A 16,429-nucleotide genomic window follows, 5' to 3' on the forward strand; every position below is an offset into this window, starting at 1 on the left:
CAAAATACAGGCATAACACTATCTGCGCAAGCTGATCCCGTTTAGGCTATTGTGTACTAAGGGCCTGCGCAACTTTGGCATTTACCGGGCGGCCGATGACATCGGCAATAAAACGGCTGGCCTGCACAAGGGCTGACAAATCCACGCCGGTTTCAATGCCCATTCCCTCTAGCATATACAGCACATCTTCGGTGGCCACATTGCCGCTTGCACCACGGGCATAAGGACATCCCCCTAATCCACCCGCAGCGCTATCAATGGTGGTAATGTGATGTTGAAGGGCAATCAGAATATTTGCCAACGCCTGACCATAAGTATCGTGAAAATGCACTGCCAGACGGGTGGCAGGTTGCTTCGCCAATACCGCCTCCAGCATAGCGGCGGTTTTTCGGGGGGTGCCTGTACCGATGGTATCGCCTAATGCCACTTCATAGCAGCCCATGTTGATCAAGCGATCGGTCACATCAGCCACAGCACTTGGCCCTATGTCTCCCTCATAGGGACAGCCTAACACGCAGGATACATAGCCTCTTACCTTTATTCCGGCGGCCGTTGCCTTGCTTATAACCGGCTCAAATCGATTAAGACTTTCGTTAATGCTGCAGTTGATGTTTTTTTGTGAAAACGCCTCCGACGCCGAACCAAAAACGGCAACTTCCTGCGCCCCAGCTTCCAACGCCGCGTCTAAGCCTTTTAAATTGGGGGTGAGTGCTGAATACACCACCGAGTCTTGGCGAGGAAGGCGCTCAAATACCGCCTTTGAATCCGCCATTTGAGGCACCCATTTTGCCGACACAAAGCTTCCGGCTTCAATACGCGCTAGCCCGGCTTTAGACAGCAACGCAATAAAATGTAGTTTATCTTCTGTACTGACCTGCGCCTTTTCGTTTTGCAAACCATCACGGGGGCCAACTTCAAACAAACTTACCTTCGTGGGGTAATCATTATTCATTCGCTTTAAACTCCAGCAGTGTTTCGCCACCATCCACCAGCTCACCGGGCTGATAAAACACGGCCAACACCTGACCATCGGCTGGGGCCGTAATATTATGTTCCATTTTCATCGCTTCCATAATCAGCAACGTATCGCCCTTTTTCACCTGTTGTTCCGGACTCACCATCACGGCCACTATGGTGCCATTCATTGGCGCCTCAAACCCAGTTTCAGCCTGTTGACTGTCTGTATCACCTAAATCAGGTAATACGGGTTCAAATACCACATTTCCGGCGGTGGTAAACAAGGTAAATTGTTCTTGTCCACCCGACCACGCAAAGCGTTGCTGATGACCATCAATAGTTATCAGTAACTCATCATCCGTCACACAAGCACTCACTTCCCAGCGGTGTTGCTGGCATTGTGCATGCCAGGTCACAGGCGCCGTAGCAGACTGATGCGAGGGGCGAGACAATTTTACCTCGTAAGTATCACTGCCATGGGCCAAGGTTACCGTTTGCTCAACATGGCTGTTTAAACGCCATTGGTTGTTTAATGACCACGGCGAATTGCTGCCTTTGGACGCGGTGACGGCACCGTCGCGGGTCTGCACAATCAACATTGCCATTGCGGGTAAAAAGTGCGGTGGCAGAACCAAATCCCCAGGGAAAAGCGTATCATAATGGGTTTCGATAAAGGTGGTGGTTATCTTTTCCTGCTGGAACGGTTCACTGGCAGCAATCTTAGATAGAAATGGAATGTTTGTCGTTACACCATCAATATAATATTCTGACAACGCATTAAGCAGACGACGTAGCGCTTCTTCTCTGTTTTCTCCCCAAACAATCAATTTAGCGATCATTGGATCGTAGTAAACACTGACTTCATCTCCTTGAACAACGCCGGTATCCACCCGAACATAACGGCTCTGCTGAGGAGGAGAAAGACATTCCAGTTTACCGGTAGCAGGTAAGAAGTCTTTTGCAGGATCTTCGGCATAGATGCGCGCTTCAAAAGCATGACCACTTAACGTTAATTGATCCTGATGTTTCGGTAACACACGACCTTCCGCAACCCGAATCTGCCATTCCACCAAATCTTCGCCGGTGATCATTTCCGTTACCGGGTGTTCTACCTGCAAACGCGTGTTCATTTCCATGAAGTAGTAGCTGCCATCACTGTCGAGCAAAAACTCCACGGTGCCCGCCCCAACATAACCGATGGCACTGGCAGCATTGAGCGCGGCTTCCCCCATGCCTTTGCGTAAAGCCTCAGTCATTCCGGGAGCTGGCGCTTCTTCAATCACTTTTTGATGTCGACGCTGAACCGAACAATCTCGTTCAAATAAATAAACACCATTGCCATGAGTATCACAAAATACTTGTATTTCCACGTGCCGGGGGGCAGTAAGGTATTTCTCAACCAGCATGATGTCATCACCAAAACTGGTTATCGCTTCGCGCTTAGCGGCGGCCAGTGCCGACGAAAAGTCTTCCGCCGACCAAACCTGTCGCATTCCTTTTCCACCGCCACCTGCGGCCGCTTTTAAAAGTACCGGATAGCCCATCTCATCAGCAATTTTCTGTAAAAAGGCTTCCTGTTGCTCATCACCATGGTAACCGGGCACCAATGGCACGCCCGCTTCTTCCATGATCTGTTTCGCTGCTGACTTTGACCCCATGGCTTTAATCGCCGCTTCGGGAGGGCCAATAAAGATGACATTTTCTTTCGCCAACAAACTGGCAAACGCAGCGTTTTCAGACAAAAACCCGTAACCTGGGTGTACCGCATCGGCACCGGTTTGCTTAACGGCGGCCATAATACGCGCCATATCCAGATAACTTTCTTTTGAAGGTGCGCGGCCAATATGCACCGCTTCATCGGCCAATTGCACGTGCTGTGCATGCTTGTCTGCATCTGAATATACCGCCACGGTGGCAATGCCCAGTTTATTGGCGGTTTTGATGATACGACAGGCGATTTCACCGCGATTGGCAATAAGAAGTTTCTTAATCATTGGTGTTCTCCGTCCAAGGCGCAGACTGTTTATGGATAAATGCTTGCAACCCCTGTTGCCCTTCTTCTGATACCCGCACATCAGCAATCATCTGACTAGTCTCGGTCATTAACTTGCTATCCACCGGCTTACCCGACACTCTGCCAATCAAGGCCTTTGCTTTCGCCACCGCTTGGGGGCCATTTTTGAGTATGTTGCCAATCAGTGCGTTAATATGTGGCTCAAGCGCCTGTGATAACACCACTTCATTAACCAATCCCAATGCCTTGGCTTGCTCGGCACTAAATACTTCAGCGGTTTGAAAATATCGACGACAGGCTCGGGCTCCCATGGCCTCTATCAGGTAAGGGCTGATTGTGGCAGGAATTAAGCCCACACGAACTTCGCTTAAACAAAATCGACTTTCCTCGGCGGCAATGGCGATATCGCAGCAAGCCACCAGCCCCACAGCACCACCAAATGCTGCCCCTTGAACACGAGCGATGGTGGGTTTGGGCATGCTATTAAGCATTTGCAGCATTTGCGCCAGCTTCATTGCGTCTTCAAGATTATCATCTCGTGTGTAGCGGGCCATGCGCTGCATCCAGCCTAAATCTGCACCAGCACTGAAACTTTTTCCTCTAGCCTGTAACACCATAGCTCGAATCTTGTCGTCCTTGGCTACCGCATTAAAACACTGGGTCAGTTCAGCAATCATGACATCATCAAAGGCATTGTGTTTTTCTGCCCTATCTAAGGTGACGTACGCTACGGCGTTTTTTACTTCAAAATCAATTGTGTTGGTCTTTGTACTCACTGACTTCTCCGTCATTACATGCGAAAGACGCCGAAACGGGTCTCTTCTATCGGCTGATTCATTGCAACAGAAAGTGACAAACCCAGTACCGTTCGCGTATCTGCCGGATCAATCACACCATCGTCCCATAGCCGGGCTGAGGCATAATAAGGGTGGCCTTGTTGCTCATAGGTATCGATAACGGGTTGCTTGTAAGCGCGTTCGTCTTCTTCTGACCATTCCTTGCCATCTCGTTCAAACTGGTCTCGTTTAACTTGAGCCAGCACGCCTGCCGCTTGCTCTCCTCCCATGACAGAAATCCGGGCATTGGGCCACATGAACAAAAAGCGGGGATCATAAGCTCGGCCACACATGCCATAATTTCCTGCACCAAAACTCCCCCCAATCAGTACGGTTAGTTTGGGCACTTTGGCACAAGCAACGGCCGTCACCATTTTTGCACCATGCTTGGCAATACCACCATGCTCATATTGTTTACCCACCATAAAGCCAGTGATATTTTGTAAAAAGATCAGGGGGATTTTACGTAACGCACAAAGCTCAATAAAATGTGCACCTTTTAGGGCACTTTCACCGAACAATATGCCGTTGTTCGCCACAATTCCCACTTCAAAGCCAAATATACGGGCAAACCCACACACTAACGTTGTACCGTAAAGGGCCTTAAATTCATCAAATTGTGAGCCATCAACAATGCGGGCAATAATTTCTCTTACATCGTAAGACTGGCGGGTATCTTTAGGTACGATCCCATAGATTTCCTGAATGTCATAACGAGGCGCAACCACCGGCTTAATGTCTACATCATTGGCTACCGGACGGTTTAGCCTAGCCACACAATCCCGCGCCAGCGCTAATGCATGGTGGTCATTGTTGGCCAGATGATCCACCACGCCGGATATACGGGTATGGACATCACCACCGCCGAGTTCTTCAGCCGTTACCACCTCGCCGGTGGCGGCTTTGACCAAGGGCGGACCGCCAAGAAAAATCGTCCCTTGCTCTTTAACAATAATGCTTTCATCCGCCATGGCAGGGACATAGGCACCACCGGCGGTGCACGAGCCCATCACCACGGCTATTTGGGGAATGTTTTTCGCTGACATATTGGCTTGGTTGAAAAATATTCTGCCAAAGTGCAATTTATCGGGAAAGACTTCATCTTGACTAGGCAGGTTCGCGCCGCCTGAATCCACCAGATAAATACAAGGCAGATGATTTTGTTCGGCGATTTCCTGGGCCCGAAGGTGCTTTTTCACGGTCATTGGGTAATAGGTTCCCCCTTTCACCGTCGCATCATTAGCAACGATCATGCACTGGATACCCGAGACCTGCCCGATTCCCGCAATCACTCCCGCTGCAGGAATATCCACATCGTACATATCAAAGGCCGCCAGTTGCCCAATCTCCAAAAAGGGAGAGCCGTCATCCAGCAAGACATCAATGCGATCTCGAGGAAGCAATTTCCCCCTAGCGAGATGGCGTTGGGCAGCTTTTTCTCCACCACCCTGTTTGATTTTTTGAATTTTTTCGTATAAATCATCTACCTGCTTTTGCATATGTGCTGCATTTTGCAAAAACCTATCCGATTTTGTATTGATGCTAGATCGTATTACAGGCATATCGACTCCGGATCTAAGAGGCTCTGAGCAATCCACAGACTGTTAGCTATGTACATGATGCCCAACCTTAAGCAGACTCATTAAACAATTCACGGCCAATGAGCATACGACGAATTTCTGACGTACCAGCGCCAATTTCATACAACTTGGCATCCCGCAATAAACGACCGGTAGGAAACTCATTGATGTAACCATTGCCACCGAGTAACTGGATGGCATCTAACGCCATTTTGGTGGCCAGCTCTGCCGCGTATAAAATGGCACCGGCGGCATCTTTACGGGTGGTTTCGTTACGATCACAGGCTTTGGCAACGGTATAGACATAAGCCCGTGCGGCATTCATTTGGGTATACATATCCGCAACCTTGCCCTGCACTAGTTGAAACTGACCAATAGACTGACCAAATTGTTGGCGCTCGTGTATATAAGGTAAAACCGCATCCATACAGGCCTGCATAATCCCCAACGGACCACCAGCAAGTACCACACGCTCATAATCAAGCCCGCTCATTAGCACCCGTACGCCTTCACCTTCTTTGCCTAAAATGTTAGCCGCAGGCACCTCACAATCTTCAAATACCAGTTCGCATGTATTTGAAGAGCGCATACCTAATTTATCCAGCTTTTGCGCTTGGCTAAATCCGGCAAAATCTTTCTCGACAATAAACGCGGTGATCCCTTTGGCTCCCGCTTTCACATCGGTTTTGGCATAAATCACAAAGGTATGGGCGTCAGGACCGTTGGTGATCCACATTTTGTTGCCATTTAATACATACGTATCACCGCGCTTATCCGCACGCAGTTTCATGCTGACAACATCTGAGCCCGCATTGGGTTCACTCATTGCCAAAGCACCAATACATTCACCGGATATCAATTTAGGTAGATACTTTTTCCGCTGCGCGTCTGTGCCATTTCTAAAAATCTGATTCACACACAAATTGGAATGGGCCCCATAACTCAACCCAATACCTGCCGATGCGCGGCTGATTTCTTCCATTGCCACAGTATGTGCCAGATAGCCCATCGCAGAACCGCCAAATTCCTCTGACACCGTTACACCCAACAATCCCATTTCCCCAAACGCCGGCCATAATTGGTTAGGGAATTGATTCTCTTCATCGGCCTTGGCGGCCAGTGGCGCAATTTCATTTTTAGCAAACTGATGAACATGTTGACGAAGCATATCTACGTCTTCGCCCAGATCGAAGTTAAGCGTTGGGTATGAAATATTCATTCACTCAGTCATCCTCTGTGAAAATTTAACTAAAGATGGCGCACTAACAGCCATAGGTTAACGTTAACGTTAGCTTACTTTTACGTAAAGGTAAATTCATTGTGCGTATTCGTCAATAACAAGAGGACATTCGCAGTGAAAATATTTTCCATAAGGAACGTCTATCCAGAGGCTTTTATTATCTAAGAAGTAGAGATAATCGTTCCCGCTCCCCCCTTACTGTGTCATTATTTTCACTTCATACTTTCTTGCACATGACACAAGGTGTACATATCGTTATGCGTATTGCCATACTTTCACGCAACCCGAAGCTTTACTCGACCCGCCGACTGTTAGAAGCTGGACGGGCCAAAGGCCATGAGGTTGATGTTATCGACACAATGCACTGTTATATGGACATTACCAGTGCCAATCCTTCTGTACGCTACAAGGGGCAAAAACTGCCTTTTTATGATGCGGTGATCCCCCGCATCGGCGCATCAGTAAGCTTTTATGGCACCTCAGTGGTACGTCAATTTGAAATGATGGGCACCTACAGCATCAATGAATCCGTAGCCATTAGCCGTTCCCGAGATAAATTACGCTCATTGCAGTTACTTTCCCGCAAAGGCATAGGGATGCCGCGTACGGGCTTTGCTCATCACCCGGATAAAATCGACGATCTCATTCGTAATGTGGGCGGTGCACCTGTGGTTATTAAACTGCTTGAGGGTACCCAAGGTATTGGTGTGGTGCTTGCGGAAACACAAAAAGCGGCCGAGTCCATCATTGAAGCCTTCATGGGATTAAATGCCAGCATTCTGGTTCAGGAATACATCAAGGAAGCTGGCGGTTCAGATATACGCTGCTTTGTTGTTGGCGACAAAGTGGTGGCAGCCATGAAGCGACAGGCCGCACCGGGAGAATTCCGCTCAAATCTTCACCGGGGCGGCTCGGCCAGTCTTACCCGACTTTCACCGGAAGAGCGGAAAACCGCAGTGGCAGCGGCGAAAACCATGGGGCTTAATTGCTGTGGTGTGGATATTCTTCGCTCCAACAATGGCCCTGTAGTCATGGAAGTGAATTCATCTCCCGGGCTAGAAGGCATAGAAATGGCTACGCAAAAAGATGTGGCCGCGATGATCATCGACTTCATCGCAAAGTCGGCCAAACCCCATAACACCCGTACACGAGGCAAAGGCTAATGGCATTGGCCCCACTTGAAATAGGCGGGCACACCATTGCCCCCGGAGAAACCAAACAAATAGAACTGGAGATGCCACCGTTATATACCAGCACCAGCATGAGTATTCCGGTGTATGTCAAACGCGGCCTGCGGGATGGACCCACCTTATTTGTGTCGGCGGCCATCCACGGTGACGAATTGAACGGCATTGAAATTGTCGGCCGATTAATACGCTCCAAAGCCATCGCCCGCCTACGGGGAACCCTGATTGCAGTTCCCATGGTGAATGTGTATGGCGTATTAAACCAATCTCGCTACCTTCCCGACCGACGAGATTTAAACAGAAGCTTTCCCGGTAGCCGTAAGGGCTCCCTTGCCGGCCGATTAGCCAATCTGTTTCTTAAAGAGATTGTGAGCAAATGTGATATTGGCATTGACTTACACACAGGTGCTATCCATCGCAGTAACTTGCCGCAAATCAGAGCAAATCTGGATGATCCAGAAGTCTTAGGCATGGCCAAGGCCTTTGGTGTACCTGTGTTGTTAAATGCCGACTTACGTGACGGCAGTTTACGTCAGGCTGCCAGTGAAGCCGGTGTGAAAATTTTATTGTATGAAGCCGGCCAAGCCCTTCGTTACGACGAATTTTCCATACGGGCAGGTCTTCGGGGAGTTATTAATACCATGCGCCATGTGGGCATGCTTAACAAAAGTCGCGCCAAAGGGCACGATATTAAACGCTTTATTGCTCGGGAAAGTGGTTGGGTACGAGCCGCAGAAAGCGGCTTTGTTCGTCATCTGGCTCAGTTAGGCGATCACATCGAAAAAGGCGATAAACTCGCGACCATTTCTGATCCTTACGGCGAGATCCTCACCACCATGCTTAGCCCCATGGACGGCGTCATCATTGGCAAACAGAACATTCCACTGACACAGGAAGGCGAAGCCATTTATCATATTGCCTATTTCAAACAACCTGACTCGGTAGCGGAACATGTTGAACTGTTGCAGGACAACCTTGTTCCTGATGACGTTATGCAATCATCACTGTAAGGAAAGCCCATGTCACATTTTGAAAAACGCTTAATAGGTGCCATTGAATACTGCGATCTCCCTGAGTTGTCGATTCGTGATCTTACCATTCGTGTGGATACCGGTGCTGCAACCTCTTCACTGCATGTGGATAACATTGATGAGTTTGAACGTAACGGCAATTTATGGGTTAGTTTTGACATCCACCCGGATATCCATCAGGTCGACAATATCGTACGTCGTGAAGCGCCCGTAGTCGCCCGCAAAAAAGTAAAAAGCTCCACCGCCACACTTGAACGCAGATATGTCATCGATACGGATATTGTGATGGCCGGCGAACGCTGGACGATTCAATTAACCCTGACAGATCGCAGTGAGATGACCTATTTGATGTTATTTGGCAGAGAAGCCATGAATGGACGCTTTATTGTTGATCCCCAACAGGCGTTTTTACTGTCGGCACCGGAGCAGACGGAAAACTAAACAAGCAACGATAAGACGTGGTTATTTTGGGGGTTCCAACTCTAATTGGGAAGCAATAAGAACAGCTTGGGTACGGTTGTTAATACCCAGCTTCTTAAATATGGCGGTAACATGGGCTTTTACCGTCGCTTCGGCAATATCCAAATTATACCCGATCTGTTTGTTCAATAAGCCTTCTCGCATATAGCATAACACCTTGTATTGTGACGGTGTTAAAGAGGCGATTTTATCGGCCAATTCGGAAAACGCTTCGTCAACATCTTCTATTTTCTCGCTTACCGATTCGGGCAACCAGATGTCGCCGTCCAGTATGCACTGTACCGCACTGGCAATATCCCCTGAACTCGCGGTTTTAGGAATAAAGCCCAAGGCACCAACACCCACGATTTTCGAGATGATCCCGGCATCTTCTGTGCCTGATACCACAGCGACGGGAATATCGGGAAATAGCTTGCGAATATGCACTAAACCAAACAAATCGTTACTGCCTGGCATGTGCAGATCAAGAAGTAAAAGGTCGACATCCTCTTTTTCAAGAATATCGACCGTGGTAGTCAGATCCCCTGCTTCACGCAGCACGAGATTCGGCAAAGTCAATGATAACGCGCCTCGCAAGGCATCACGATAGAGCGGATGGTCATCAGCAATTAGCAACGTTATCATTGTTTTCCTTATTTGTTCAGGCGCTCCTCAATAAGTGTATCAACAACCGACGGATCAGCCAACGTTGAGGTATCGCCTAATTGCTCGTGCTCATTGGCGGCAATTTTCCGCAATATGCGCCGCATAATTTTACCCGAGCGGGTTTTTGGTAAGCCACGTGACCACTGGATCATATCCGGTGTGGCAATGGGGCTAAGTTCCTGACGCACCCAAGCCCGTAACTCTTTGGTAAGGGCGTCATCAGGCTCAATGCCTTCATTGGGCGTTACATACACGTAGATGCCTTGCCCTTTAATGTCGTGAGGATAACCCACTACGGCTGCTTCGGCTACTTTAGGATGAGCAACCAAGGCACTTTCAATTTCTGCCGTACCTAAACGGTGACCAGAAACGTTTAAGACATCATCCACACGACCGGTGATCCAATAATAACCGTCTTCGTCCCGTCGCGCGCCATCACCAGTAAAATATACGCCTTTATAAGCACTAAAGTAAGTGTTAATAAAACGTTCATGATCACCATAAACCGTACGCGCCTGACTAGGCCAGCTCTCTTTGATCACCAAATTCCCTTCGGCTTCGCCTTCCAGCTCTTTTCCATCTGCGTCAAACAGCGCAGGTTGGATACCAAAGAATGGACGAGACGCAGAGCCCGGTTTCAGTGCCGTTGCACCGGGTAAGGGCGTGATCATCATGCCGCCAGTTTCAGTTTGCCACCAGGTATCCATAATCGGACAACGCCCTTCACCAATCACCCGATGATACCATTCCCAGGCTTCCGGATTGATTGGCTCGCCCACCGACCCTAACAGTCTCAGAGACGACAAATCACACCCTTCCGCTGGCGCATCACCATGGGCCATTAACGCACGAATAGCCGTCGGTGCGGTATACAAGCTGTTTACCTTGTATTTTTCCACCACTTGCGCAATTCTGCGTACATCCGGATAGGTAGGCACGCCTTCAAAAAACACCTGTGATGCTCCGTTGATCAGCGGCCCGTAGACCATGTAACTGTGACCGGTGATCCAGCCCACATCAGCGGTACACCAATACACATCATCTTCGCGATAATCAAAGGCATACTTAAATGTCATGGAGGTATATAACAAATATCCGCCGGTGGAGTGCACCACACCTTTCGGTGTACCTGTTGAGCCTGAGGTATACAGGATAAACAGCGGATCTTCCGCGTTCATGACTTCCGGTTCACATTGGGCGGAACAATCTTCGATGAGATCTTCCCACCAAACATCCACGTCTTCGTTCACCGCTACATCACCACCAGTAAGCTTATGCACAATCACATTGGTGATGGATGGGCAGGCACCACCGGCGATGGCTTTATCAACGTTCGCTTTCAGCGGCACGCTGCGACCGGCACGACGACCTTCGTCACAGGTGATGACAACCTTCGCCTGACTATCGTTTATCCGATCGGCAATGGCATTGGGAGAGAAGCCCCCAAAGATAACCGAATGCACCGCACCAATGCGGGCACAGGCAAGCATGGCATAAGCAGCCTGGGCAACCATAGGCATATATATCGCTACGCGATCGCCTTTACCCACGCCTAGTTTCTTCAGGCCATTGGCTAACTTACATACTTCATAGTGAAGTTGTTGATAGGTAATTTCTTCGCTATCTTCTGGCGAATCCCCTTCCCAGAATAAGGCAACCTTTTTTGCATTATCCGCAAGGTGACGGTCGATACAGTTGTAGCTAGCATTAATTTCGCCGTCTTCAAACCACTTGATGGAGACGTCATCTGCGCCAAAGTGTGTATTTTTCACTTTTGTTGGTTTCTTGTACCAATCCAGTGTACTTGCATACTCGCCCCAGAAACCTGACGGGTCCGCCACGGAACGCTGATACATCTTGTCATATTGCTCTTGCGTCAAATGGGTATTTTCAAGAATATTGTCAGGAACAGGATACGTCTTGCTGGCAGTCATGGATAATGCCTCCGATGTCATATTAATCGAGTGAAAATTATTTGTTATTCAGAGTAACTTTTCTAATGTAAAGCAAAATGAGACTTTGGTCTTAGCGGATTTACCCTTTTGGAACAGTCTACTAAGACGTTAGTCTTATAGACCAACCGCTTATTTCCATTTTAGTCATAGTCGTTCAGATTATCACTCATTAACCAATTGTTTACAGTTTCTTAACCTGATAACGCACACAGGAACGACGATGAAACACATATTTAGTAAAACAGCTGTCGCGATTTCTCTCGCAATCTCAGGATTTGCAGGTACTTCCTCTGTACTGGCCGCAAATCTAGCAGGAACAGACATTGCCTTTTCCGGCTATGTTAAAGCTGATGCCATGATAAGTGAATACTCCGATGGTACATTGGCCTCTGGTAGCGTAGGTCGTGATTTCTATATCCCATCGCTGACTCCCGTTGGCGGAAATGACGAAGGCACCCAATTCGATGCCCACATTCGTCAGTCTCGGTTTCGCTTTACCTCAAACACCGAGACGCCTGAAGGCGATACCATTACCGGCGTACTGGAACTAGACTTTATCGTGACCAGTGGTGGCGATGAGCGCATCAGTAACTCTTATGTGCCCCGTGTTCGCCATGCCTTTATCAAATACAAAAACTGGTTAGTCGGTCAAACCTGGACTACCTTTATGGATGTGGGCTCTTTACCTGAGTCATTGGACTTTATCGGTACCACAGACGGCATTAGTTTCGGTCGTCAGGTCATGGTGCGTTATTCAACGGGCGGATTTCAGTTTGCACTGGAAAACCCGGAAACAACAATAACCCCTAATGGCGGTGGAACCCGCATTGTTGCCGATGATAACGCCGTACCTGATGCCATTGCTGCCTACACCCTAAAACGTGATTGGGGCTATGTTAAGTTAGCGGGTATGGTACGCCAACTCTCTTACGATGACGGAACAGATATTGACGCTGACGAGACGGGTTACGGTGTCGCGGTATCAGGCAAAGTAATGATGGATAACGGTGATGATCTTCGTTGGATGGTGAACACAGGCGCAGGTTTAGGCCGGTATACCGCCTTAAATGCCTCTAATGGTGCAGTCATCACGCCGGATAACGATTTAGAAGCGATTGATTCAACCGGTTATGCTATCGCTTATCGTCACCTCTGGAATGAAAAGATGCGGAGTAGCGTTATGTTTTCAGCCATAGAGATAGACAATGATCCCACCCTAACCGGTACCAGCGTGACACAAAGCAGTTACAGTACGCGGTTGAATTTGTTGTATTCCCCAACCAAAGCGCTCACGGTAGGGGCAGAATATGCTTATGCTAAACGTGAAATTGAATCTGGCCTGGAAGGGGATATGAACCGGATCCAGTTCTCCGCCAAATACGCTTTCTGACATCCCAACATGAGGAAAGCTTTGCCCCACTTATGTGGGGCTTTTTTTTGTGCAAAAAACCTTAGCTACCGGTCTGGCACCATTGACGACTTAGTAGGGTTGAGGGTAATGCTTAAAGACATCATTGATTTGACGCTGAGTACTGTCATCGAGGGTCAGCTCAAATGCTTTTAGGTTCTCTTCTAACTGGGAAAGTTTAGTGGCACCAATAATGGTAGAGGTCACACCGGGAACCGAATGACACCAAGCCAGCGCCAATTGCGACGGGGTAATACCAATACGCTGCGCGATTTCCACGTAGCGACGGGTGGCTTCCTGTGCCGGCGCTTTATCACGAAACAGCCCTTGTCGTTGCACGTAAGTCCAACGAGAGCCTTTTGGCCGAGCGTCATCAAGGTACTTGCCTGATAACATACCGGTGGCCAGAGGCGACCACGGCAAGTAGGCAATATCTTCAAAATGGCACATTTCGATTAGATACGGCCAGTCTTTGGCGTGAAGCAAACTAAATTCATTTTGTATGGAGACCGGACGAGGCACATTCATTTCATCACACAAGCGTAAATAGGTGTGAATACCCCATGGCGTATCATCAGAAAGTCCCCAATGACGTATTTTTCCTGCCCCCATCGCTTGTTGTATGCCGGTGAGGATATCCCGCATACCCGCTACTTCGCGTTCTTTGTCCGTCTTACGTGGATCAACCTTACCTGGCCAATGCTTGCCAAAATGCGGTGAGGTTCGGTTTGGCCAATGCAACTGATAAACATCAACGTAGTCAGTATTCAGTCTGTCTAAGGATGCATCTAACGCCGCCGTAAGTGTTTGTGATGATATCTCAGACCCCTCACGGATCCAGCTGATACCACTACCTGCGACCTTGGTCATCACCACTAAATCGTTACGTTTATTGCTGTGACGTTTAAGCCAATCCCCTAACATACGTTCAGTGTCGCCACTGGTTTGGGCATTAGGTGGGATGGGATACATTTCTGCGGTATCAATAAAATTAACGCCATGGTCTAACGCCATGGCGATTTGGGCATCGGTATCGGCTTGAGTATTCTGGATCCCCCAAGTCATTGTACCTAAACATGCCTGGGAAACAGACAGGTTGCTGCTTCCTAAGAGTGTATATTTCATTTAAGTGAGTCACCTTGTTGAAACTGTGCCGAGTGGCTTTGGTCAGCGAATTATAGCATTCCCTTTTAACACGAAAAATGACATCACAGCATCAACAAACGGATAAAACTAACAATGCTATGCACGAACACCTTGTTGACGGTTTTCTTTTACACAAATACAGATCTGATCACCGTAGTAATTATTGCTGTAATTACACTGAGTAGAAGGTGTCTTCTTTCGTAACTTAATGGATGGTTTCAGTTTTTTCAAAATAATGCTCATATTAGCGCTCCTTGTTTTGGTATGAGCATTATCTTTAAATACCTTTAGCAATTAAAATAGCTTTTATTAATCACTTTAATCAATCATTACGATGAAACGCCCATAGTTAAACCTCTCAAATGGGCATTACCACCTGTGATTAACTCTGTTCCCACGGGCCATAAATGGCCAAGGTTTCAGTTGGGGAATATAGATTAACAAAAAGGATTTTGCCGTCCGGTGAGAAACACGCACCGGCCAATTCGGTTTGTCTATGTAACTTAGCGAAAGCATAAGCGTCGCCTTGTGGTGTCACACCTCGCAGATGATTGTCTACCACATCGGTATACTGATCTTCACACACAAGCAGGTGGCCATTGGGGCATACCGTTAAGTTGTCGCCAAAATTAAACAGGTTTTTATCTTCGCTTTCTAAAAATAGCTGGATGCGATCTTCACTCGTCTCTTGGCCCGGCGCAAAGCGCATAATTTGTCCTAACTGCTTTTTACCGCCGTTAGTACAACAAAAATAAAGTTCATTATTTGCCCAGTGAATGCCCTCGCCGCGAGCAAACAAGGTTGCCCCTAATTCATAGCCTCGTTTACGTAAATCATCTTCAGGCCCATCGGGCGTGTCCAATGTAACCCAATCGGCCTCTAACCACTCCCCTACCGACATGGTGTTCGCAGCCCAATTCCGTGAGTCAAATTTAGGGGTATCTTTTATACGCAAGGCTTGTAGTGTGCCGCCTTGTTGTAATTTGCCGTATTCGTTGGGTATAAATCGATAAAAAAGACTGTCGCCTCTATCTTCAGTGAGGTACACGATGCCGGTTTTAGGATCAACACAAGCGGCTTCATGATTAAAGCGCCCCATGGCTTTTAGCGGCACCGCTTCGACCATTGATGTGGCATCGGCGGGGACTTCAAAGACATAGCCGTGGTATTGCTTATAATCGCTACCTGGGGTGCCCACAGACTCTTCACAGGTTAGCCAGCTATTCCATGGCGTGATCCCGCCAGCACAGTTGCGTACCGTGCCACTAATGCTCTTAAAGGAATGGGTCACTTTTTGCGATTTCGGATCAAATACCAAGGTGGTTGTGCCACCGGGTAAGGTAACCCCGCTCTCGAAGGTATCGTAAGCGAGCTCAGTTTTGTGCTTTTGTATGGTCGCGGGCTGCTTTTTTATATGCTCAGGTTGTAACTCATGATTACGCACAAGGGCAAGTTGACCGTCAGCAAGGGCAAAACAGCCCATTCCATCAGCCCTATCGGGTACTTGCAGGCCATCGGACATCATATCGCCTAGGGAAGAAATTACCTGATAGGTGAAGCCTTTTGGCAAATCCAGTCGCTTTTGTGGATCGGGAATCAAGGGCCCATAAAGATCGCTGAATATGGATTGAGGAAAGCTGCTGGCCTTGCCATAGCCACTGGCAGTTAATCCACCAAATGCCAGTGAGCCTACTAAAAATTGTCTTCTTGTGAACATATGTTTTACCGCAATAAATTATAAAGTTGTGTCTGCCAACTATAGTATTGCGTTTTTGTTACAGTATTACATCAACAACATAGCCTAAATCGTAAATTGAGCGCAAATTTCTGACCAACAGACACAAAAAAGGCGCTCAAAGAGCGCCTTTTTTAAGATGACCAATGTCAGCGTTAATTATTCAATAATTTTCGCTACAACACCGGCACCTACTGTACGACCACCTTCACGAA

The 16,429-nt window shown here is 48.1% G+C and carries 13 protein-coding genes; 4 read left to right on the plus strand and 9 right to left on the minus strand.

The genetic code is table 11. The annotated features are described in order from the left end of the window. Window positions 1-46 precede the first annotated feature (46 nt). The 5 genes from V5298_RS06040 to V5298_RS06060 all read right to left on the minus strand — a co-directional run bounded on the left by V5298_RS06040 (window position 47) and on the right by V5298_RS06060 (window position 6,606). Window positions 47-952: a hydroxymethylglutaryl-CoA lyase gene (locus V5298_RS06040; protein WP_332930571.1), complete on the minus strand. Its 906-nt coding sequence runs from the start codon at window positions 950-952 to the stop codon at window positions 47-49. Continuing rightward, entirely contained in the window at window positions 945-2,951 is a 2,007-nt protein-coding gene (locus V5298_RS06045) for an acetyl/propionyl/methylcrotonyl-CoA carboxylase subunit alpha (RefSeq protein WP_332930572.1), read from the minus strand. Before V5298_RS06045 ends, V5298_RS06040 begins: the two co-directional genes overlap by 8 nt. Next, window positions 2,944-3,762 carry an enoyl-CoA hydratase/isomerase family protein gene (locus tag V5298_RS06050; RefSeq protein ID WP_332930573.1) on the minus strand — a complete coding sequence of 273 codons (819 nt, stop codon included), beginning with the start codon at window positions 3,760-3,762 and terminating at the stop codon, window positions 2,944-2,946. Before V5298_RS06050 ends, V5298_RS06045 begins: the two co-directional genes overlap by 8 nt. Then, window positions 3,762-5,369: a carboxyl transferase domain-containing protein gene (locus V5298_RS06055; RefSeq protein WP_332930574.1), complete on the minus strand. Its 1,608-nt coding sequence runs from the start codon at window positions 5,367-5,369 to the stop codon at window positions 3,762-3,764. Before V5298_RS06055 ends, V5298_RS06050 begins: the two co-directional genes overlap by 1 nt. 67 nt (window positions 5,370-5,436) lie before the next feature. Then, window positions 5,437-6,606, minus strand: a complete 1,170-nt coding sequence (locus tag V5298_RS06060) for an isovaleryl-CoA dehydrogenase (protein WP_332930575.1) — start codon at window positions 6,604-6,606, stop codon at window positions 5,437-5,439. Window positions 6,607-6,884: 278 nt separating this feature from the next. On the opposite strand from V5298_RS06060, the gene rimK reads away from it, so the two are divergent. Genes rimK through V5298_RS06075 form a run of 3 tightly spaced genes read left to right on the plus strand, consistent with a single transcriptional unit; the run spans window position 6,885 to window position 9,286 of the window. Further along, window positions 6,885-7,790: a 30S ribosomal protein S6--L-glutamate ligase gene (rimK, locus tag V5298_RS06065; RefSeq protein ID WP_332930576.1), complete on the plus strand. Its 906-nt coding sequence runs from the start codon at window positions 6,885-6,887 to the stop codon at window positions 7,788-7,790. After that, a complete protein-coding gene (locus V5298_RS06070; RefSeq protein ID WP_332930577.1) occupies window positions 7,790-8,824 on the plus strand; it encodes a succinylglutamate desuccinylase/aspartoacylase family protein in 1,035 nt (344 codons plus the stop codon). Before rimK ends, V5298_RS06070 begins: the two co-directional genes overlap by 1 nt. A 9-nt stretch (window positions 8,825-8,833) precedes the next feature. Next, entirely contained in the window at window positions 8,834-9,286 is a 453-nt protein-coding gene (locus V5298_RS06075; protein ID WP_332930578.1) for an ATP-dependent zinc protease, read from the plus strand. A gap of 21 nt (window positions 9,287-9,307) precedes the next feature. Here V5298_RS06075 and V5298_RS06080 read toward each other — a convergent pair whose 3' ends face one another. Both V5298_RS06080 and acs read right to left on the minus strand, forming a co-directional pair. Continuing rightward, entirely contained in the window at window positions 9,308-9,949 is a 642-nt protein-coding gene (locus tag V5298_RS06080) for a response regulator transcription factor (protein ID WP_332930579.1), read from the minus strand. A gap of 8 nt (window positions 9,950-9,957) precedes the next feature. Continuing rightward, a complete protein-coding gene (gene acs / locus V5298_RS06085; protein ID WP_332930580.1) occupies window positions 9,958-11,904 on the minus strand; it encodes an acetate--CoA ligase in 1,947 nt (648 codons plus the stop codon). Window positions 11,905-12,145: 241 nt separating this feature from the next. On the opposite strand from acs, the gene V5298_RS06090 reads away from it, so the two are divergent. Further along, window positions 12,146-13,315 (plus strand): DcaP family trimeric outer membrane transporter, encoded by a 1,170-nt coding sequence (locus V5298_RS06090; protein WP_332930581.1) that lies wholly within the window; start codon window positions 12,146-12,148, stop codon window positions 13,313-13,315. Window positions 13,316-13,405: 90 nt separating this feature from the next. On the opposite strand, the gene V5298_RS06095 is transcribed toward V5298_RS06090, so the two are convergent. Beyond that, a complete protein-coding gene (locus V5298_RS06095) occupies window positions 13,406-14,458 on the minus strand; it encodes an aldo/keto reductase (RefSeq protein ID WP_332930582.1) in 1,053 nt (350 codons plus the stop codon). 403 nt (window positions 14,459-14,861) lie between these two features. Then, entirely contained in the window at window positions 14,862-16,196 is a 1,335-nt protein-coding gene (locus V5298_RS06100; RefSeq protein ID WP_332930583.1) for an alkaline phosphatase PhoX, read from the minus strand. Window positions 16,197-16,429 lie beyond the last annotated feature (233 nt).

This window comes from Alteromonas sp. 14N.309.X.WAT.G.H12, from assembly GCF_036697315.1.
Classification (GTDB): domain Bacteria; phylum Pseudomonadota; class Gammaproteobacteria; order Enterobacterales; family Alteromonadaceae; genus Alteromonas.